Origin of the sequence: Cytobacillus sp. IB215316 (assembly GCF_033963865.1) — a bacterium.
In the GTDB taxonomy this organism is placed as follows: Bacteria; Bacillota; Bacilli; order Bacillales; family SM2101; genus Nanhaiella; species Nanhaiella sioensis.
Map to the genome: position 1 here is coordinate 336,217 of NZ_JAXBMC010000003.1, position 22,582 is coordinate 358,798.

Below are 22,582 nucleotides of genomic sequence, written 5' to 3' on the forward strand. Positions count from 1 at the left end.
CTCTTATCAAACGGCTATATATTTATTACAACTCCGGATGTTAGGGAATTTTGTAGGTTAAGTTTGAATTGTGAAATACTCATAGTGTTTAATGGCCTATCCATCTGTTTGTTTAGCTGTATTTTCCTTCATGTATTCTGAAAAAAATTGATGATTATATTTCACACTTTCATCATTCGGACGGTATTTCTCAGCCTCCTTATTATGTTTAATAGACTGATCTACATCACCTAAATTCCAATAGCATACACATAGTTGCAAATGAGGAAACCATGTAGAGTATGCAGGTTGTTGAAATCCGTCGGTATTTGTATCTCTTTTATGAAGAGCTGTGTGAAACCAAAATGTTGCTGTTTCATAAGCATTCTTTTCCATGAAGTAGCTCCCTAAACGACAGCAAATTTCTGGACGTGGATAGTCATACTTTAACGATTTCAATAAAGCATTCAATTCTTCATCTTTGTCTCCAAAGTGGATATAACAGTCAGCTAAATTAAGACATGCCCTAATTTCATCCTCTATCCAACCTTTTTCAGTAGCTAAAAATTCCTCATAATAACTAATGGCTTTATTGTAGAACTGGTGATCTTTTAACTCATTAGCATAGTAATACAAATCTCTCGGAGTAAAGTCTTCCCCTTTTTTTATACGGTTTTCATAGATTCTTAGATTCCTACCTTCACTCACATCATTCTTCTTTAGATGCTTATGGTGACTGATCGCAATATCTGATTGTATAGTATTTCCTGAAACTGATAAATACTCATGCACAACTCCGAACCACTTAAACTGATTTACTCGTTTTACTAAACGATTTCTTCTATAACTAAACGTTGGATTCCCATACTCATCAAAGGCGATATTGTAGATCATAGATACAGCATCTATAGACTCGTCAAGTGTCTGTTTAAGCTGTAATAATTTTTTAAAATCTTCTTGCTGAACCACATCATCTGCATCTAACCAAAGGATGTATTCTTTAGTAGCATGGCTAAAAGCAAAGTTTCTTGCATCAGCAAAATCATCAATCCATTTATAATCAATGATTTTGTCTGTATATTTTGAAGCGATTTTTTTCGTTTTATCTGTAGATCCAGTGTCCACAATAATGATTTCCTCACAAGCGTCCTTGACACTGATTAAACAATTCTCAAGTGTTTGTTCTTCATCTTTAACGATCATACATAAACTGATTGTAACCACAGATCGCCCTCCTGTTTTGATATATCAATACAACATAATATGTTTGCAGTATTCTTATGTGATCTTTGAGCCTCAAGACAACACCCTTATCATTTTTACTAATATGATATGTCATACGAAGTATAATTTTTTTCATCAACTAAATGTAAGGAGGCTAGTATGTACGAAGAACTAAAATTAAAAGAATTTAACAAGCGATTAGCTCAACAACACATGTCTGAAAAACAGGTCTTATGCCAAAAAGACAAAGCCGAAGACTCATTTCAAATCGTTTATGTGATGTCTAGTGTAGCTGTAAGTGGGGGAGTAAAAATTATTTTTGAGCATGTTAATCGTTTAACACGCCTTGGCATTAAAGTTACAATTGTGACACATTTTGAAAAACCTCATTGGTATCCAATTGATGCTACTTATATACAAGTTCCATTTACGATCGAATTAGCGAAAGGAATACCAAATTGTGATGTTATTGTTGCAACCTACTGGGATCATATTCAATCCTGTATAGACACAGGTATTGCGCCAGTTGTTTATTTTGAACAAGGTGACTTTCACTTGTTTGATTATGAAAGTATGAATGACACGTTAAAGGTATTTATTAAACGTCAATATGAACTGCCAACATTTATATATACAGTATCGAAAAATGCAGCTAAATTAATTAATAAAAATTATGGTCGAGAAGCAAGTGTCATTCATAACGCAATAGATGAAAGCATCTTTTACGATGGAAGTTCTTCATTCAAATCAGAGAAGCCGTATATGCTAATGGTGGGTGCAGAATCTGCTTCTTTTAAAGGTATACGTGAAATTATTGAAGCGTATCAAGTCATTCAACAAGAATACGATATATCGTTGTTTTGGATAACACCTGAGGAGCCGTCAAACGACATGAGAAATAAGGTTACAAAAGCCTTCGTTCAACCTAGTCAAAGTACAATCGCAGATTTATATAGAGGTGCGAGATTATATGTATCTGCGTCTCATTATGAAAGCTTTTCTCTTCCACCATTAGAAGCCATGTCTTGTGGTTGTCCTGTCGTTACGACGGAAAATGATGGCGTACTAGAATATGCTATTGACCGAGAGAATGTTCTACTATGTAGAATTAGGGATCCGATAGACTTAACTAGTAAAATCAAAAAAGTGCTAGATGACGATGAATTAGTTGATTTACTTATAACGAATGGGCTTTCTACCGCCAAGCAATTTAAATGGCATGTGACTATAGATGAAATTTATGATTATTATAAGAAGGTTGCATCATTTAAAGTAAAGCGACAACATACAGAGGAAGATTGGAACATAGGAATTTCAGAAGATGCATTTATTAATCCAAGCGATTACATTAAATTTCTTAAACTATTAAATATAACAAAAGCATCTGTCATAAAAATTCCAGTCGTATACGAAATTGATAGCTCCTTAAAAATTGCTCGTTGGGAAGTCGTCGCATACCATAAAAATATACAAAATCATGTAGAAGATATTTGCTATAGTCCAGTTCAATCCGATAATAATCAAATATTAATCAATCATAAAGGGTATCGTCCTTTCATTGAAAGAGAGTTTGAAGAAGCATTAAAGGACTTTACTTCACTATATGATGAAACGAAGGATCCCCAGCTTCAAGCAATATACTTTCGTTGGATGTTATTATGTTTATACCGCCTTCAAAGGAGATTTGAAGCAAAAAAGAAATTAAGAAACCATTCATTTCAAGATACGCACTTCTCTGAAATATATTTTCTAAACAAACTTCTTGAGAACAAAAATTCAAATGAAACAGCTACTTGGTATATGTCCATTTTAGGAGATGCAGTATCGTATCCTGAATACATTTATCAAATTAATAAACTATCTGTGTAATAAGTAAATCTTAACTACAACAAAAGATTCATCCTTAGAGTGTAGAGAAGGGTATTTACTACACTCTATTATTCTCTTTGAAAATATTGATACTATATAAAGGCTCTTTTCGTAAACTTTGCTGCTTTTTATTAGCTACAATTGAGTAATTTACGTCTATAATATGATTTTTATAGAACATAGAAAAGATTTCGAACGAGTTTAGCGCTTTTTATGTAAAGCAATGATTAAAATAAGAAGGAGCGTGTATAAAAGGTAAAGTAAATATTTTACCTAAGTTGCCGGCACTATCCTTTAGCAGGTTGAAGTTATTAACAATTTTATCCACAGTTTACGCACAATGTCCACAGCTTTAAAAAATATATATTGAGAATGTATAATGAAACTCAACCTTTCCACGGAACTAATATATTCTCAAAGTTCATGAATAACATTATTATTCATACATAAAGATATTGAAGTGGCATAAAAACAGCATCAATATAACTTTTTGAAGGGAAAAAGAATATAGATAATTATTAATAAAAATTATTAATATATAGAAAATTCATTAATAAAATCTAAGATGTTAAAACCTTTTAATGAAACTGTCACACATCTTAGTTCATTTACTTTGCCTAGTATTTATCAAAAGAGTTAACTTTTTAACAGTTTTATCCACAGTTTATTCACAATATCCACAATATTTACATAAAAACTGTATAGGAGCGCTCCTATACAGTGGTTTTACTGGGGTATTGTGGATTGTTGTATATTATTCATATTAGTCATCGTCAGGTATGACTAATGATTGGCACTCAGTATTGAAATCAAATGGAATGACTTGTTCATACGGAGGTGGCATGAGATCTGCGTGTAGGTTATCCTCATATGGCGTATCAATTGGGTCACATTGTGAGTCAACTTCCTTCTTGAGATTGTTAACAACAACTTGACCGATTTGTCTCCCAAGGCTTAGTCCTTCATCATTGTCAATAGGAAAATGAACGAGTCCATATAATCGAGAAATGGCACATTCTTCAGCTAATTCGTCTAATCTTAACGATTCCCCTGGGAAGAAATATTTTAATAACTCTGCAGCACAACCAGCAACAGCGGCATGGCCTGAAGGATACGTAGGGTGTCTTGGTGTACAAACAACGGTTGCTAACTCTTGGTCTAGCTGATCAGGCCTTGCGACAAGCCATAGGAATTTATAAAACCAAGTAATGACAAATGTATCATTTATGGCACTTTGCACCGCACCCAATATTCTAGCAGCTCTAGGTGCTGTGACACCATATGTGTCAATGAGTCGATCAATAATTGGTGTCCATTGCTTCGTCGCAACACCTGTACCCCAATATTTCGCTACAGTTTTTTTATGATCATCTAGGTTATCTCTTACTTCTAATACTTTCTCTAGTTGTTCATTCCAATCTATATAATTTGGGTTTTTAATAGAGAAATAAATAGGTTCTTTGTTTGGAAGAGTAATAAACTGATTGCCACATCGCTTAATATAGTAAGTTGACCATGATCCTGAATAGGGTTCCTCAGGGTTTTTAGGAGGCTCACTTTCTCCAGCATAAGGAATCTCATTCCATCTCTCATACGTACATTTACATTCACAAGAATTAAATAGACAGTTACAGTTCAATGAATTCACCTCTTTTCTTTTATTACTAGTCTATTCAATAATAAACATAGAGGTTTGATTCATTAGTCTATCGTGCGATAAATTGATAAAATCGGCTAATAGGTGCACAGTAACGTAGTTGCTCATATTAAGAATTTGACTATCCTTTATGAAAGGCTTTTTTCGTAAACTTTGTTGCTATTATTACTAAAAATGGACAGTATGATTAGTTTTTTACAAATTCCATCATTAGCAAAGTAGAAAAGATGTCACGATCGCTATAGATGCTTACGTGTTTAAATCTTAGTGAGATAAGTAATAATTAAAAAACAACCATCTTTCCTACATTGGAAAAATGGTTGTTATGTTTTTTATGATCGCTGATTTTAATAAAGCATATTATTTGGTGAATTTTAATTAACGAAAAGAGCGTTCATTTTAGAACATAGATGAACTGTGTAATGGCTGTAGCTTTGCTTTTGGATCAATGTATGACTTTGCGTTATTAACAGCGGTAGGTGCTTCACCAAAGCCAGAAGCAATTAGCTTTACTTTGCCGTCATACGTACAAATATCTCCAGCAGCATAAATACCTTGAATATTGGTTTCCTGCTTAGAGTTTACAACGATAGAATTTTTTTCGATTTCAAGTCCCCATTCTTTAATAGGACCAAGAGATGAAACGAAGCCAAAGTTAACAATAACGTCATCTACATCAATCACTTCTTTTGTTCCTTCTTTAGCTTTCTCTAAGACAATTTGTTTAATAGCCTTTTCATCCCCAATAATTTCAACAGGAACATAAGGTGTTTTTATGTCAACCTTTGAATTTATTAAATTTTCTACACTGTGTTCATGTGCACGGAATTTATCACGACGGTGAATAATGGATACTTTCTCTGCAATTGGCTCTAACATTAGTGACCAATCTACAGCTGAATCTCCTCCACCACACACGACTACTTTTTTACCTTTGAATTTTTGTAAATCATCTATAAAGTAGTGAAGGTTTTTCCCTTCATATTCTGTAGCTTTTTCAAGGTCAATTCTACGAGGCTGAAACGCACCATTACCAGCAGTAATGATAATTGTTTTAGAATAATGTATCTCACTATTTGTTATTAGCTTAAAAACTTCGTCTTCTTGCTTCTCTAGCTTGTCTACAGATTGATCTAAACAAATGGTTGGTGAAAACTTTTCCATTTGCTCTTTTAGATTATCAATTAGCTCTTGAGCCCGGATTTTCGGGAATCCAGCTACATCATAAATGTACTTTTCTGGATATAGTGCTGATAATTGTCCACCTAATTGTGGAAGGCTTTCGATAATTTTTACACTAGCCTGCCGCATTCCCCCGTAGAAAGCCGTAAACAATCCTGAAGGACCTCCACCAATAATGGTAATGTCATACACTTTTTGATCTTCTTTCAAACCAAATCCCCCCATATGTGAAGCTACATTTAATAGTATATTTGTTTCTGCACTATTTATCATACCACATGCATTCAAAAATATCTTAAGCATAAATGCAGAAATTTTTGATTTATTAAATTGTGACAGTTTAAAAAACTCCATTATTGGACTAAAGTGTAAAATTTGTCGAAACGTTGAAGAAAAAGGTTATTTTTTAAATATTCTTAAGTTTATAAATGTAGAATTTGTGCTTGAAAAACATGTATAAAAAGAATATTATGTAATATAGGAAATATGTTAAATTTTTGTGACAAATTTAACCCTTATCATACCTATATTTTTTGATAGTGTTTTGATTTAGTAAGTGAAGAAATTCACATTGTTCTTTGTTCATGAACTTGGAAAAAAATACTATATTGGTAGATACCAAGCTTTTCATAAAGAAAAAACGATAAAAAATCTCATAGCGGTGAATGATAAGTATAACCGCAATATAATTTATTAAAGGTGGATGTGATACGGTTGAGAAAACCAAAAATAGTTATATTAGGTGCAGGTTATGGTGGATTAATGACAACAGTTCGTCTGCAAAAATATTTAGGCGTTAACGAAGCTGAAATTACGTTAATAAATAAAAATAGCTATCACTATGAAAGTACGTGGTTACATGAGGCATCGGCTGGTACATTACATCATGATCGTGTACGTTATCCAATTAATAATGTAATAGATAACAGAAAAGTTAACTTTATCCAAGATACAGTAGTAGAAATTAAGCGTGAAGAGAAGTTGGTTGTACTTGAGAATAATGAAATAACTTATGATTATTTAGTTGTCGGATTAGGATTTGAGTCTGAAACTTTCGGTATTAAAGGCTTAAAAGAGCATGCTTTTTCAATTGCAAATATTAATGCTGCTCGTCGAATAAGAGAACATATTGAATATCAATTTGCTAACTATAATAATGACAGTGAAAATCGTGATGAACGTTTAACGATCGTTGTAGGAGGAGCTGGCTTCACTGGTATTGAGTTTGTTGGAGAACTAGCAAATCGTATACCTGAGTTATGTCGTGAATACGATATTGATGAACATAAACCACGTATTATATGTGTAGAAGCAGCACCAACTGTATTACCAGGATTTGATCCAGAGTTAGTTGAATATGCGGTAGGTCATTTAGAACGTAAAGGTGTAGAATTTAAAATAGGTACTGCTATAAAAGAATGTACAACAGAAGGTATTATTGTTGCAAAAGGCGACGAAGTAGAAGAAATTAAGTCAGAAACTGTTGTATGGGCAGCGGGTGTTCGTGGAAATAGTATCGTTGAAAATTCAGGCTTTGAATCAATGCGTGGTCGAGTAAAGGTAGAAGCTGATTTACGTGCTCCTGGACATGATGATGTATTTATCGTAGGTGATTGTTCATTAATGATAAACGAAGAAATTAATCGACCATATCCACCGACAGCACAAATTGCAATGCAACAAGGAGAAACATGTGCGAAAAATTTAGCTGTCCTCGTAAGAGAACAAGGAGAATTAGAACAATTTAAACCAGATATAAAAGGAACAGTATGTTCATTGGGTGAAGATGATGCCATTGGTGTTGTATTCGGTAAGAAAATCACAGGCTCAAAAGCTTCATTTATGAAAAAAATGGTAGATAATCGCGCGCTATTTTTAGTAGGCGGACCGTCATTAGTAATGAAAAAAGGAAAATTTAATATATTTTAAACATAAGGCTCTTTTCGTATAATGTGCTACTAGCTAAAAGCAACAATCTATGCGAAAATAGCTAAACCTAAAAAAAGCAATTGCATAAAACTTGTGCTATTGCTTTTTTTAGGTTCTTTTGGTGAACTTATTACCATCATTACCTAAAATTACAAAGAGTATGTAAAATTAATATTTGCGTCCGATAAGATACATGCATGTGGTTTGTATATAGTAAGACGATAAATAACATGGGAGTTGTATAAATATGGGGAGAGAAGATAGAGGTAAAGTATGGCTAGCAGTTGCAGGTGTAGTGACATCAAATAATGGGGAATGGCTAGTTGTTAAGAAGAAATACGGTGGACTCAAAAATAAATGGTCCTTTCCTGCTGGATTTGTAGAACATAATGAAACATTAGATGAAGCTATTTTGCGAGAGGTTTACGAAGAAACGGGAATTGCTTGCGAAATAGAAGGAATGATTGGCTTGAGAACAGGTGTTATAAGTAATGACATAAGTGATAATATGGTGTTGTTCTCATTAAAAGCTCAGAGTGAGGAAATCGTTATTCAAGAAAAAGAGTTGTATGACGCAGCATTTATCTCACCTGATGACTTAGTGAAAGATCCAGATTCATCAATATTACTCATCCGTTTTTCACAAAAGGAATTGCAAAACAGAAAGATGTATGACGACATAAACCCTGGTAGTCAATTTGGTTATACAAAATATAAATTGTTTCTTTAAGTTCTGATCGTATAAATTTCTCTTATTTTTCTCATCGACGTACTTTAGCCTTCTTTAATTATTTGAAAAAGTGTGATTAAAGAAGGATACAGTTGTATAAGACCTTTGTAATCGCTTACATAAGTACTTTTTCGTCAATAACGTACCTTTCCTTATTATAAAATTGTTGGTAATATTATCAGAAAATTTAAATTAAAATAAAAACTTAATGGAGGGTGTTATTAATGGAAGCTATTTCAACAGACAAAAAAGAATGCCCATATTGCTCTGGCAAAGGTTATATTCAACTATTATTAGGTGGATCAGAAACATGTACTAACTGTGGTGGTAGTGGCAAGAAATAGAACAATGAACATTACACGACAGTAAAATGAATAAGCAGATTAATACGTTCACATTATAATGGTTCTTTAATCTTCATAGTTTGAATGAAAGCTTATAGTAAAGTGTTTTGTACTTGACCCCTATACCATCATTCAGTACACTTAATGGTGGTAGCTGGAGGTGAGTAGGATGGAAATGAGTGTACCGGTTTTAATCATTTCAATACTGTTATTTTTTATTTTATTCTTTGGAATTGGATTCCTTCTAAATATGGTTTTACGAATGACTTGGATTATGGCAATTATTAGCCCACTTATTTTTATACTAATTATTGACAAGGTCAGATTTATAGATTATTTTACTGAACCAAGTGCATCATTTACAGATTTATATGAAAATTTTATATCGTTAGCTCCAGCTGATGTTATCATATTAGCTAGCGGTTTAATTGGTGCTATTTGCTCAGGAATTACAATAAAAATATTACGGGCAAAAGGTTACCAAATGTTCTAAACGGAGATCTCAAAATTTTGAGGTCTTTTTTTTGTTGTTAATTTTTGTTATTTTCACATATTGAATATCTCAACAATAACGTGATAATTTCATTGTTTTAACTAAGTGACATCGTCAATCAAATTTCAATCGATATGCTATAGTTACAATAATTTTTCCTCTCTCATGAATATTTCTTTCTCTTTTTGGAAAGTAATAGATTCGTGAGAGGAGTGAAAAATAAAAAATGAGTTTACTAAGAACTATTACTAGAAGAGCAGTAATGACTATGCTGTTGGTTGCTGCGTTATTTGTTACTTTTCAGTCATTTTCCGGTGTTGAGGCTAAGTCAATTATCGGTTGGGTGCAAAATAACTATCATAAATCTACTTTAGTACAGGAAGAGTTTTTACCGGAATATAATTATTTACAGAGGGACATAAGTTTACCTTCAAAATTGTTAAACAGAATTGCTGTAAATCCAACTGAAATTTCATCAAGTGAAGAGGTAAATGCGGAACTAAGTCTTGAGGATCTTGACTGGAGTAAATATCCTTCAATGAAGGTGACAGCAACAGGATATACTGCAGGCTTTGAGTCAACTGGAAAAACACCAAGTCATCCACAATATGGTATTACATACTCTGGGGTGAAGGTGAAAAGAGATTTATATTCAACTGTAGCTGCAGACCTTAGAGTTTTTCCAATTGGAACAATTTTATTTATCCCGGATTATGGGTATGGTGTTGTTGCGGATAAAGGCGGTGCCATTAAAGGTAATAAAATTGATTTGTACTACGAAACTGTTGAAGAAGTGTATGAAGAATGGGGTAAAAAAACTGTTGAAGTTTATATTATTGAGCGAGGATCAGGTAAGCTTACTGAGCAAGATTTAACGGTCTTAAATGAAAATGAATCTATGCAAGTGTTTAGACAACAATATATAAACTCAAAAAATTAATATAAGTTTTTTTCAAAAGTTTTGTTGTTATTGTTACCTATAGAACAGCAAGAGGTGGTTTTAAACGTATGCCATGGGACCATGAATTTTAGTTTTGTACAAATTGATTTGGTTATACAAAAAATAATAATCAATATAAATAGCCTAACATAAAGGTGATGGTGACTCATAAATTATAGAGTCACCATTTTTTACATGCTAATCAAATATTGTAAAAGGAGCGTTAAAAAAATTCCAGTTAAGCCACCAAAGAACACTTCAATAGGCTGGTGACCTAATAATTCTTTCAACTCCTTACGCTTTTCTTCTTGAGGTTTTTTAGGCCATAATTTTGCTTCTCCAACGAATTTATTGAAGTCTGACACTAGTTGATTTAACACAGTTGCTTGTTCACCGGCGTGGCGTCTGACACCAGTTGCATCAAACATAACGATAATTGCAAATACAGTCGATAGGGCAAATATAGGTGAACCAAACCCCTCTTCTATAGCAATGCCTGTCGTTAATGCTGTTACAGCAGCCGAATGAGAGCTGGGCATTCCTCCTGTACTAGTTAGTAATGACCAATCAATTTTTTTAGTAGCAAAAAACTGAATTGGAACTTTGACAAATTGTGCAAAGAAGATTGCAAGTAATGCAGACCATAAAGGAAAATTTGACATTAATTCCATTTGACTAAAACGCCCTTTCTTGCTGATATAATTAAAAGAATATGATACGCTTTTCTAAATGTCCAGTTTCAGCATTCATCCCCAAGGGATACCTTAAAAGATCTAGCTAATGTGCTCACCCATTTAGAAGTGCGAGCGCTTACGCTTTTTGGAGGTAAAATACTTTGGCCAATTATCCATTAGAATACTATCAATTTTTTATTAAATTTAATGAAGGAGATTATTACACATGTCATGACCTTCTTGAAGAAATATGGATGACTGAAAAGCATAATTACTTTTTAAAAGGACTTCTTCAAATGACAGTAGCGCTTTATCATTATGGCTATGGAAATGTAGAAGGCGCACGTTTAATGATGAGAGCAGGGCATCAATATATTCAGAAATACCGTCCATCTTATTGGGGTATTAATTTGGAAGAAGTCAATGAATTTATTGAAAAATGCCTTATTATTATACCACAAGATGTGGATCGGGTTTCTTTCGAACACATTGATGGTTTGCCTAAACTACCTACATTATTATTATACTTAAATGAGGAACGAGAAGAATAATTTGAAATGTTTTCTTTTTGTAAATTTATTCGTTATCATATATGTGGAGGTGTATAACAATGTTTATTGTGAAAAATGATTTAGATTTTACTCAATCATGTGAAGTCATTGTCATCGGTTTATTTGAGAAAAATAAACAGTTGAGTGGCTTAGCTGCTGAGGTTGACACTGTTCTGGAAGGTCAAATTACTAACATGTTAAAGGATGGGGATATTTCAGCAAAGAAGAAGGTTATTTCAAAAGTACATACACTAGGAAAATCACCTATAAAGCGTTTTTATTTCGTTGGCTTAGGAAAAGAAGAACAACTTACATTTGAGATTGTTCAACAAGCTTTTGGTAAATTATTTAAACAACTAAGAAATGAGAAATTTGAAGAGGTCGCAATTGCAGTAGATTCGTTTGCAACAAAAAATATCGATGTATTTGATACATCACATGCCATAGGTGAAGCGTTACCACTAGCTACATATCAATTTGCTAACTATAAACAAAAGGCGAATGAACCTAAAAAAGAAATAACACATATAACAGTATACAGCGAACATGATATTAAGGAAATTGAGGCTAGTCTGGCAGTTGGATATGCATATGGAAAAGGTACAAACTCTGCACGCACACTTGTAAATTTACCTGGAAATATGCTAACTGCAACTGATATGGCAAATTATGCTATTGAACTAGCAAAAAGGTATGAATTTGAGTATGAGATTTTAGAAAAAGAAGATATGGAAAAATTAGGTATGGGCGCATTTCTTGCGGTAAATCAAGGCTCTGTTGAACCACCTAAAATGATTGTACTTAAATATCAAGCACAAGAGAAATGGGAGAACGTGATTGGCTTAGTTGGGAAAGGTATAACTTTTGATACAGGTGGTTACTCAATTAAACCTAAAAATGGGATTGTAGGTATGAAATCAGATATGGGTGGGGCAGCATCCGTGCTTGGTGCTATGGAAGTGATTGGAGAGTTACGTCCAGATCAAAATGTAGTTGCTGTTATACCATCAACTGACAACATGATTAGTGGTAACGCACTGAAACCTGATGATGTTATTACTGCAATGAGTGGGAAGACTATTGAAGTACTAAATACAGATGCAGAAGGTAGATTAGCGTTGGCAGATGGAATAACATATGCAAAGCAGCACGGAGCTAATTACCTTATTGATGTTGCTACTTTAACTGGTGGTGTTATCGTTGCTTTAGGCGAAGATATGACAGGTGCAATGACAAATAATGAACCGCTGTTTGAAAAGCTACTTGAAGCGTCTTATGAAGCTAGCGAACCAATTTGGCGTTTACCAATTACAAAAAAAGACAAAGAAAGAGTACGTAATAGTAAAATGGCAGATTTAAATAACTCACCTGGGCGGGAAGGTCATGCCATTATGGCAGGAACGTTCATTGGTGAATTTGCAGAGGATACACCTTGGGTTCATCTTGATATTGCTGGAACTGCAACAACTAGGTCTCAACATGATTTAGGTCCAGCAGGTCCTACAGGAGTAATGGTAAGAACACTAGCAACATTTGTTGAACGATTTAGTGACAGTAATGACTAAAGGTTTGATGCCCAAGCTTCATCGCTACTTTTACTAAATCAAATATTTTATGATTGTTTTTCGCAAGCATCTTTCGTAACCTTTGTTGTTATTTACAAAAAATGTATCATCATTTTTTAGAAGAAAAGATGATACAAAGCTTTAGTTGTATCCGTGTTTATTAACTAGTACGAAAAACAACAATTAATACGAAAACAGCATGTAGCAAAGAATTGAAACAGCAATTACAGTATAGGGTACGAATGAGGAAGTAATTAAAAGCTTGTAGAGCGAAAGTTCTACAAGCTTTTTTCGTGTGACCAAGTTTTACTATGATTATCAGTCATGTTCTTGTAAATAATAATTGGGTATATATATTAATATTTGAAGAGGGAAGAGCATGAGATTAACAATTTTCTTTGTAATATTATTTATTAGTTTTGGAATGTCAAGTTCAATTGCTGCGGCCAAGCAAAATCATACAGTAACAATTATTGTGAAATCCTCACCAACATCTCTTTACGAAAGTAAAATGACAATAAAATCAAAGGAAATTATTTCAAAGTTAAAAGACAGTAAAGGTGTGCATACAACAGAGCATATGCCGTTAACAGATACTTTTATCGTAATAAAAAGTAATGGAGTGAACCAAAAGTTTTATGTAAATAACAACTGGCAACTTTACAATATTAAACAACAAAAAAAGTGGAATATTCCAAGTAAGTTAGTTTCACAACTTAAAGATATACAACAAAAACTTAAAGCTCAGCACTATGGTACGATCATCCCTTGGGAACAAGTTAATGAGATAATTCCAAAGTATAGTACGTTTAAAATTATTGATATTGAAACAGGTTTATCCTTCAATGGTCAACGAAGAGCAGGAAGTAAGCATGCTGACGTCCAGCCAATTACTAAAGAGGATACCAAAATCATGAAACAAATATTTAATGGGAAGTGGAGCTGGAATAGACGTGCAATCATTATTATGGCTGATCATCAGAAAATTGCTGCTTCAATGCATGGTATGCCTCACGGAAGTGGTGCTTTAATTAATGGATTCCCCGGGCACTTTTGTATACATTTCAAATCTAGTACAACCCATTCATCAAGAAGTGAAGATTTCTCTCATCAATTAATGGTTCGAAAAGCAGCAGGCATCACTGGTGAATATTTTTTATCTATATCTCCAATGGAGCTAATTGATTCTTTTTTGTTTAGTGTCAACCAACGCGACTTACATATATTTTCAGCAAGTATAATAGGAGGTAAAAGAATGGTTGCAGAGGACTATTTCAATAAATTTAATTCATTAGAAGGGATTGCCCGAACATCACCTATACCTTCTGAAAACAGCACTGGATCTCTGGTTGTAGACATTCCTCTAAAAATTGAATATTATGGAGAAGACTTAGGGGCGGTTCAAAAAATTATACATTTCTATGTTACAAGAAACTCATTTGTTGATCCTTGGAAACTTGAGATTGAAGAGATAAGGAAGCAGATTTTTTTTGATTGATTTTTCAATCAGGTGGAGTAGGCTTCCCACCTGATTTACTACTATTCAAGTTTTCTTCAGTTTACTTATGATACTTTAGGTTTTAGCAAATCTTCAAAAGACTCTGCTGTTATAGGTTTACTATAGTAATAACCTTGAATTGTATGGCATCGTAATTTATCTAAGTATTTTACTTGTTCCTCAGTTTCAACGCCTTCTGCTATGACCTTAAGGTTTAACTGTTGGGCCATTGTTGTAATACTAGAGACAATAGCAGCATCTTTCGGGTTATTTGTTATATCACATATAAAAGATTTATCAATTTTTAATTTATCTACTGGAAAATTTTTTATATGACTAAGAGAACTATAACCTGTTCCGAAATCATCAATTGCGATTTGAACCCCGATTTTTTTTAAATCATCAAGTACATTAAGTGCTCTGTCTATATCAATTGTTACACTTTCTGTTACTTCTAGTTCTAGGAAATGTGGGTCAAGCTGTGACTTAATTAAAGCATGTTGAACTGTGTCCCTTAGATTATGTTGAAAAAATTGGCGCATTGACAAATTAACCGATGCCTTTAATGTATTAAATCCTTTGTTATGCCATTTTTTCAGTTGTTGGCAAGTTGTTTCTAATACCCATTGTCCTAAAGGTACTATTAATCCTGTCTTTTCAGCAATAGGAATGAAAGTTGCAGGAGATATGTACCCTTTTTGTGGATGAACCCATCGTATCAATGCTTCTACACCAACTATTTCTCCAGATAGAACATTAATCTGAGGCTGATAATGCAATGTTAATTCATTTTTTTCAATAGCATTTCTTAATTCACTTTCGATCATGATCTGTTCATATGCCTCTTTCGTCATTTCTTGATCAAAAGTCTTATATGTATTCCCAACCTCTTTTGCCTTGTATAGTGCAGTACTAGCATTTTTTATAAGAGTGTCTACATCTGTTCCATGTTTAGGATATATTGAGATACCAATACTAGCTGTAATATGGAAGGTAAAGCCTTTGGCTACAATTGGTTCTTGGATTGTTGATAATATATCTTGTGCATATTGATCTGCATGTTGTTCATGAATGTTCTCAATCAAGACTGCGAAAGCAGCACTTACCTTTGCAACCGAAATTTGATCATTTGTTAATGAATTAAGCCTTTTGGCAATTGTTTGTAAAAACAAATCACCTAAATCATGTCCAAGCGAATGATTTACGTTTTCGAAGCGATCTAAATTTATATACAATATGACAATATTTTTGCCGAGTAACTGATTCTTTATTGCTTGACTGACTTTATTAATAAATAATTGTCGGTTGGGTAGGTGTGTCAATTCATCGTAAAAAGCAAGTTCGTTAATCTTGTTTTGGGCTTTCCAATAAGCAGTAATATCATTTAGTGAATATATAATATTCGTAATTTCTTGATTGTCATCAAATATAGGAGCAGCATTAACAGAAAGAACTAGTTTATGACCATCACTATGTTCAAGAAAGCAGTGTTTATTCATAATAGCAGTTTTGGTTGCTAATATGGGTTCATAAATAAATTGACTACTAAGGATGGGTGTACCATCTAGTTTGGATATTTTCCAAAAAGGATCAGCTACGTTTTTTTGTAGAATATCTTCTTTTTTTAAACCAATTAAGTTTTCAAAGGCAGGGTTTATAAATGTAAGGTCGCCCTCTCGATTTACAATAATAATTGAACTTGGAATTGTTTCAACAATAACGGATAATTTTTTTTCATTTGTATAGAGTGCCTTTTCTACTCTTCGCTGTTGATTCATTGGCCCTGCTATTGTTGTAAGGTATATTCCTTTCAACATGAAAAGAGTTCCGATAAGAAAATATATTTGTCCAAGAAGGGTTATGAAATCATGGTGATATTGCGAAAAAATGACCAACAATTGACCCAGTATAAATAAGATTAGTGCGTTTATGATTATTAAATATGAATACATCTTAACAGATCGGTAACGTTTGTGGAGTATAACAATAGTTGCAAAATAGAACAAGCATACAAAGTATGTTAAAAGTCTATGTATCGGTGTTATGCCACCATTCATGTCGTATAACTTAGGAAAATGAATAGCCCATTTAGAAAGTGACATAAATAAGATAATTGATACTAGTGTAGAAATACTATAAATAATCCACTTTTTATGTGTGATCAGTACTAAATCATTAGAATAATAAATAACAAATAATGATGAAGCTAATAACACTTGGATGATTATCCAGAACCATGCAGAAGTTTCTATGGAATGGGTGACTATAAACTGAGGCATTCCATCATAAGACAAGAGTCTAAATAGATTTAATAATGAGAGAGTCCAAAAAGTAGTACTTATGTATAATTGTCGCCGTGACATTTTTGAGGGAGGAATAAATCCGTTTTGTGTTGAGATAGTAGTGGTAACTGCTATACAAATAAATCCGACAATAATATAAATAGGAAAGTAAAATTGTTCAGAGATGACATGAGTATTATTAAAAAAAAACACTGCTATCATTAAAATAACAGAAGCGATAAAAGTAAAAACAGAGAATTGTTGTTCTTCTTTGTTTAAATGAATGTTAAATTTATTCATTGTCATATATCGATCTCCTCGGAAAAATATATTCCCAGAATTTATTATATTTTAAACGAAGAAAAATGTCAAATATTGCGAATTTTGTTTTTTCGAGAAGATGTATGAGGTTCTGCTGTTATTTACTTAAATTTCTAGATTGTATAGTTGTCATTGTTTTTAAGGAAGGAAACTTACGACTATATATTAGGAATGGAGGACGAGACAAAAATTAACAATCTTAATAATATTCTTACAAATGGTTTATACTCTCCTTAATACTATTTGTTAAACTAAGGGTGTGGTCCCTCATACAAAGTGATAAGGAGAGTTATAATGGTGGAACTTAAGGTAGTTATCCCAGTCCTTATATTTCTTTTATCTTATCTGTTATTTGCAGTGGTTTTATTGCGAAAAAAATAGCTTATTCATTTTTCGATAGAGGAATTCGAAATAAAAACTCTACACCATGATTTCTATTAAAGACAGTAATCTCTGCATTGTGTATATCTACGATTCGTTTTACAATGGTCAAACCAAGGCCAAAATTTCCTTGCTTACCTTTTGTATAGGGCTTAAATAGGTCTTCGATCTCATCATCTGGAATAGTGGGTCCATCGTTCCAAATTGAAATAATTATTTGTCCATATTCTTTATTCATAGTAATTTTGATTATATTGTTCACATATCTTAAGGCATTATCAATAATATTTTCAAAGGCTATTCTCCATTGCTCACGATCACCAGTTATCGTAATGCTTAAAAGAGATAGTTCAAATTGAATATCTGAACGTTGAAGCTGGAATTGTGAATAAACCTCTTCAATGACCTCTTTTACGTTAAATGTTTCATCCATAGTTTGTTGCTGGGCGAGATAATTGAGCTTAGTAAGATAGAGTAAGTCCTTGATTTTTGTTTCCAATCTTTTCGATTCGTTTTCAATCGTTTCAGCAGTTTGTTCTATCGTACCATTTGGATAAATTCCGTCACGAATTGCTTGAGCAAAGCTTCGTATGACCATCACAGGTGTTTTTAAATCGTGAGATACGTGTTGAAGCATGGTTTGTTGCGCTGTATCCTGCTCTTTTAGCTGTACTCTCATTTTTTCTATCGATTGAGATAAAACACCTATTTCATCTCGTCGTTTAACAACCATTGGTTCATCCCACTGTCTGTTTGCAATATGATGTACATGCTCTTTCATTTGAACAATAGGTTTTGATAGCCATTTTGCAAACAAAAATGCTAATAAGAGTCCACCAATTAAGACGAATAACATTAACTGTACTAGCCGAGAAAATAGTGTGTGTACTAGCTCTTTACGGTATGAATCCCACATAAAAGAAATGATAAAACCTTGTTCAACAACCCTTGGTTGTCGCAATATCTGTATTTTACTAATGGTGTAATAGATTGTCTGTCCTTGAACAAGCGTTTCATAACGAGCAGTTCCTTCCTTTTGTCTCCGAGCATTAATGTACATGTTAGCTAATGTTTGTTTTGGAAGGATAGCGTTTTCTACAATGTTCCCCTTAAAATCTAACACAACGTGGTTTACGGAGCGCGCATTTTGTTCACTTTGTTGTTGTTCAAGTGAGTTTTCTGAAGGTGTATAATCATTGGTCATCTGTAGCTGTGAGTTTTCAATTGTCGTGAAAATTTCGTTTGTAAAAAAAGAGTTTAGTGTGTTAGGAATAAATGTAACTAATGTCACACCGATAAAAATGATTAATCCAGCAAATACAACAGAAATTTGAATTGACAGGGGCCAATTTTTCATGTTGATTCAACCGTTCGATATCCGAAGCCATATAATGTTTCTACACGCAATTCTGTAACCTTTTTACGAACTCTCCGTACTAAATCATCAACAACTCTGTCTGAACCGAAGTAATCACTCCCCCAAATATAATCAAGAACCTGTTCACGGGAAAATGCTTGCCCTATGTTTTTAACGAACAATAATAATAAATCAAATTCCTTTGATGATAGTACAACCTCTTCATTCTCTATGTGTACGGTTCGCTTTTCTTCGTTAATCACATAATTTCCATAATGAATGGCATTATGTACGGTTTGCTTGCCATAAACTCTAGTTAATAGTTTTTTTGTGCGGATAACTAACTCCTTTGGTAAAAACGGTTTAGCTAAGTAATCATCGCTTCCTAATTCCAAACCGATGATACGGTCTAGATCCTCATCACGAGCTGAAATAAAAATAACCGGTGTTTGCTCATCATGCTCTTTAATGGCTTTAATTAATTCATAGCCATCTATATCAGGGAGCATTATATCTAAAATCCATAGGTTTGGCTGCTCTTTAATTGAGTTCTTAGCGTCAAGTCCTGTATGAAACGATTTTACATGCCACCCCTCATTTTGCAAATACGTTGTTAATATTTGGTTTAAATTCATTTCATCCTCAACTAGATATATTGAATAACTCAATGGAAAAAAGCCTCCTCATATATGTCTTCACAACCATAAGAGGCGTATGTATTTACGCCCCTTAAGGTATTTTCATTATAACTTTTTCTTAGGTGTTAAGAAAAGGGCTAACCTCCTTTTCAATCGTGACATTGTGGGCTTAGACATTACTTATATATTATATTATAGGCAATATTGTCAAAGAATTATCAAGGAATTGTGGGAAATTATGTGATGATACAAATGAAGTGTGTTTTCACTGTATTCTTTCCTTTCGTTCTGATAAAGAGTAATCATTTGGTGTTGTTGAGGTGTTACATTGTATAAAAAATAACCATCTAGCTGCTTTAATTTAGCTTAGATATCAACAAAGTATAAGAAAAGAGCCTTAGGTATACCTGTTCTTGAACTAATTGTAGTTGTTCGTATTAAGTATTTAAATACGGTATTTAGTACGAGTTCGTGGCATCTTTTCTTGTAAGATGACACGACATAGCTTAATACATCTAAGCACCTGTTTAAATTTAATAACAATAGCAAAAAGTATAAGAAAAGAGCCTTAGTTATACCTGTTCTCGAATTAATTGTAGTTGTTCGTACCAAGTAATTAAATACGGTAAATAATGCGAGTTCGCGGCATCTTTTCTTTCTTGTAAGACGACATAGCTTAATATAGCTAAGCACCTGTTTAAATTTAATTACAATAGCAAAAAGTATAAGAAAAGAGCCTTAGTTATACCTGTTCTCGAACTAATTGTAGTTGTTCGTACTAAGTAATTAAATACGGTAAATAATGCGAGTTCGCGGCATCTTTTCTTCTTTAAAACGATGACTGTTGTGTGATATGTGTCTTAACTAGTTTACTAATTACTAACAATAGCAACAAAGCTTTATGATTACCCCCAACGCAATAAAAAGAGGAAATTGATCAATAATAAGTGACCAATCTCCTCTTAAAAAGGCTTTTAGATATTATAAAAATCTCAACCAAACATATACATGTGCGATGATAAGTGAAACGATTGTAATCGGTGCACCAATTTTTAAGAATTCAATATAGCTAAATCCTTTACCTTCTCTAGATGCCATACCAGCTACAATCACGTTTGCAGATGCTCCAATAAGTGTACCATTTCCACCTAAACAAGCACCAAGAGCGAGTGACCACCATAATACATCTATTTCCGGTGAAGCTGGAGTTAAGCCCATTCCAACTGCCATATCTTGAATTAATGGAATCATCGTAGCAACAAAAGGAATGTTATCAATTGTTGCAGAAGCAACACCTGATACCCAAAGTATTAAAAGAGATGCTGTACCAATATCTCCACCTGTTACCTCTAGTGCTTTTTCAGCTAAGCTTCCAATTAAACCAATATCAATAAGTCCACCTACTAATGTAAACAAACCTACGAAGAAGAAGATTGTTACCCATTCAACAGATGCAAACACTTCTTCTAAATCATGCTCTTTCACACCAATTAGCATTAACAATGTTGCTCCTGCCATTGCAATAACTGCCGCAGGAATATGGAAGATACTATGAAGTACAAAGAAACCTAAGATTGTTAAAAGAAGCACTGATAATGATTTTTTCATTAAAACAGTGTCTTTTATGTAATCTTTTTCGTTTAAGTTCATTAATTTATCAATAAGAGCTGGGTCTGCCTTCATTTGTTTTCGATAGATAAAGTAGATAATAACAAAAGTAACAGCCATAATTACAAGCACGATTGGAGCTAAATTAACTAAAAACATATTAAACGTTAAATGTGAGTTTGCTGAACCAATCATAATGTTCGGAGGGTCACCAACAAGTGTTGCAGTACCACCGATATTCGAAAAGATGATTTCTGAAATTAAAAAAGGAACTGGATTTACTTTCAAAATTCGTGTAATAGAAAATGTAACAGGTACGATTAGTAATACTGTCGTTACATTATCTAAAAATGCTGAGCCTACTGCAGTCAACAGCGAAAGCGCAAGTAGGATATTCATCGGCTTCCCTTTAGCTAGTTTTGCCGTTTTAATGGCAACATATTGGAAAACTCCTGATTGACTCGTAATAGAAACAAGAATCATCATACCAATTAATAAGGTAATAGTTTCCCATTCAATATGGTGCTCATAAGCTGCTTCTAAATCAACAATGCCTAAGAAGATCATTAATCCAGCACCTAAAAGGGCGATGACAGCACGGTTAATTTTTTCTGTAATGATAAATGCATACGATATTAGAAATATCGCAATAGCTGCAAAATATTGGAAGTCACTTACTCCCGTTGTTACTGCTTCATACAATGATATTCACTCCTCTAATATTTATCTGTAGCTTCTAGTTGTCAGCGATAACTTTTCCACCACATTTTGGACATACAAGTGCTGTTACATCAATATTTAAGTCTTCGACAAAAAAAGAAAAGTCGCCTTTCTCACAATCGACTTTTAACAATCTGTCGATTAGTAGTTTTTTTGATTTAGAGCCAGAGACGGATGTATCAATCACTTCAATATGTTCATCTTTTTCTGAATTATCTTCCAGTAAAAGCTTTCCAACTGTTTCATCTTCCGTCCGCCAGCCACGGCCAACAACATGTTGCTCAAGTTGACTATGAGAGGCATTATTCAAAACTTTTTTCGCCAAGCTTACGAGTTGCTCATTCGTTAAAGAACCAAAATCTAAATCATGACCATGTTTATCCCAGTAGCCCTTAAGGTGTCCTTCGGTTAAAATAAACTTCACCATTTTATGAATGACAACGTTTTTCATAACTTTCCTCCTTATGTCCTCAGTTCTCTAAAGAACATTATATGTGTTTTTACTGTTAGACTCAAACAAAGAATAAATTTATTCTTTGTTTTTTTTTAGGCTAATAACCTCTCTTTATATAGGAAGAAAGTAGGCTATTAGCCTGGTTCATTTATGAACATATTTTTTTTTCTTAAGGCTCTTTTCGTC

18 protein-coding genes are annotated in these 22,582 nt (G+C 33.3%); 9 read left to right on the forward strand and 9 right to left on the reverse strand.

All coding sequences use genetic code 11. From position 1 onward, the window contains the following. Window positions 1-96 precede the first annotated feature (96 nt). A complete protein-coding gene (locus tag SLH48_RS08670; protein ID WP_320257833.1) occupies window positions 97-1,203 on the reverse strand; it encodes a glycosyltransferase family 2 protein in 1,107 nt (368 codons plus the stop codon). Window positions 1,204-1,362: 159 nt separating this feature from the next. On the opposite strand from SLH48_RS08670, the gene SLH48_RS08675 reads away from it, so the two are divergent. Next, on the forward strand, window positions 1,363-3,072 hold the full coding sequence (locus SLH48_RS08675) for a glycosyltransferase family 4 protein (protein ID WP_320257834.1): 1,710 nt from the start codon (window positions 1,363-1,365) through the stop codon (window positions 3,070-3,072). A gap of 763 nt (window positions 3,073-3,835) precedes the next feature. Here SLH48_RS08675 and SLH48_RS08680 read toward each other — a convergent pair. Beyond that, complete coding sequence (locus SLH48_RS08680; RefSeq protein WP_320257835.1) at window positions 3,836-4,711, reverse strand: vanadium-dependent haloperoxidase; 876 nt, start codon at window positions 4,709-4,711, stop codon at window positions 3,836-3,838. A gap of 417 nt (window positions 4,712-5,128) precedes the next feature. Further along, on the reverse strand, window positions 5,129-6,121 hold the full coding sequence (locus tag SLH48_RS08685; RefSeq protein ID WP_320257836.1) for an NAD(P)/FAD-dependent oxidoreductase: 993 nt from the start codon (window positions 6,119-6,121) through the stop codon (window positions 5,129-5,131). A 495-nt stretch (window positions 6,122-6,616) separates the two neighbouring features. On the opposite strand from SLH48_RS08685, the gene SLH48_RS08690 reads away from it, so the two are divergent. The 5 genes from SLH48_RS08690 to SLH48_RS08710 all read left to right on the forward strand — a co-directional run bounded on the left by SLH48_RS08690 (window position 6,617) and on the right by SLH48_RS08710 (window position 10,347). Continuing rightward, window positions 6,617-7,840, forward strand: a complete 1,224-nt coding sequence (locus tag SLH48_RS08690; RefSeq protein WP_320257837.1) for an NAD(P)/FAD-dependent oxidoreductase — start codon at window positions 6,617-6,619, stop codon at window positions 7,838-7,840. 247 nt (window positions 7,841-8,087) lie between these two features. Further along, a complete protein-coding gene (locus SLH48_RS08695; RefSeq protein ID WP_320257838.1) occupies window positions 8,088-8,570 on the forward strand; it encodes an NUDIX hydrolase in 483 nt (160 codons plus the stop codon). A gap of 224 nt (window positions 8,571-8,794) precedes the next feature. Further along, window positions 8,795-8,914 (forward strand): YuiA family protein, encoded by a 120-nt coding sequence (locus tag SLH48_RS08700; RefSeq protein WP_214481039.1) that lies wholly within the window; start codon window positions 8,795-8,797, stop codon window positions 8,912-8,914. Window positions 8,915-9,083: 169 nt separating this feature from the next. Next, complete coding sequence (locus SLH48_RS08705) at window positions 9,084-9,407, forward strand: YuiB family protein (RefSeq protein ID WP_214481038.1); 324 nt, start codon at window positions 9,084-9,086, stop codon at window positions 9,405-9,407. 226 nt (window positions 9,408-9,633) lie between these two features. Then, on the forward strand, window positions 9,634-10,347 hold the full coding sequence (locus SLH48_RS08710; protein ID WP_214481037.1) for a 3D domain-containing protein: 714 nt from the start codon (window positions 9,634-9,636) through the stop codon (window positions 10,345-10,347). A gap of 191 nt (window positions 10,348-10,538) precedes the next feature. On the opposite strand, the gene SLH48_RS08715 is transcribed toward SLH48_RS08710, so the two are convergent. Then, window positions 10,539-11,018, reverse strand: a complete 480-nt coding sequence (locus tag SLH48_RS08715) for a divergent PAP2 family protein (RefSeq protein ID WP_214481036.1) — start codon at window positions 11,016-11,018, stop codon at window positions 10,539-10,541. Between the two features lie 164 nt (window positions 11,019-11,182). Between SLH48_RS08715 and SLH48_RS08720 the strand changes: the two genes are divergently transcribed. From SLH48_RS08720 to SLH48_RS08730, 3 genes are all read left to right on the forward strand, one after another. Beyond that, complete coding sequence (locus SLH48_RS08720) at window positions 11,183-11,572, forward strand: DUF309 domain-containing protein (protein WP_214481035.1); 390 nt, start codon at window positions 11,183-11,185, stop codon at window positions 11,570-11,572. A 59-nt stretch (window positions 11,573-11,631) separates the two neighbouring features. After that, window positions 11,632-13,137: a leucyl aminopeptidase gene (locus SLH48_RS08725; protein ID WP_320257839.1), complete on the forward strand. Its 1,506-nt coding sequence runs from the start codon at window positions 11,632-11,634 to the stop codon at window positions 13,135-13,137. A 379-nt stretch (window positions 13,138-13,516) separates the two neighbouring features. After that, entirely contained in the window at window positions 13,517-14,635 is a 1,119-nt protein-coding gene (locus SLH48_RS08730) for a hypothetical protein (protein ID WP_320257840.1), read from the forward strand. A gap of 65 nt (window positions 14,636-14,700) precedes the next feature. Here SLH48_RS08730 and SLH48_RS08735 read toward each other — a convergent pair whose 3' ends face one another. The 5 genes from SLH48_RS08735 to SLH48_RS08755 form a co-directional block, all read right to left on the reverse strand. Continuing rightward, window positions 14,701-17,223, reverse strand: a complete 2,523-nt coding sequence (locus SLH48_RS08735; protein ID WP_320257841.1) for an EAL domain-containing protein — start codon at window positions 17,221-17,223, stop codon at window positions 14,701-14,703. A 397-nt stretch (window positions 17,224-17,620) separates the two neighbouring features. Then, the gene (locus SLH48_RS08740; RefSeq protein WP_320257842.1) at window positions 17,621-18,976 is read right to left on the reverse strand and encodes a HAMP domain-containing sensor histidine kinase; all 1,356 of its coding nucleotides are present in this window, start codon (window positions 18,974-18,976) and stop codon (window positions 17,621-17,623) included. After that, on the reverse strand, window positions 18,973-19,644 hold the full coding sequence (locus SLH48_RS08745) for a response regulator transcription factor (protein WP_320257843.1): 672 nt from the start codon (window positions 19,642-19,644) through the stop codon (window positions 18,973-18,975). The genes SLH48_RS08740 and SLH48_RS08745 overlap by 4 nt, the downstream gene beginning before the upstream one ends. Before the next feature lie 951 nt (window positions 19,645-20,595). Next, on the reverse strand, window positions 20,596-21,924 hold the full coding sequence (locus tag SLH48_RS08750; RefSeq protein ID WP_320257844.1) for an ArsB/NhaD family transporter: 1,329 nt from the start codon (window positions 21,922-21,924) through the stop codon (window positions 20,596-20,598). A gap of 34 nt (window positions 21,925-21,958) precedes the next feature. Continuing rightward, complete coding sequence (locus SLH48_RS08755) at window positions 21,959-22,393, reverse strand: hypothetical protein (protein WP_214481028.1); 435 nt, start codon at window positions 22,391-22,393, stop codon at window positions 21,959-21,961. Window positions 22,394-22,582 lie beyond the last annotated feature (189 nt).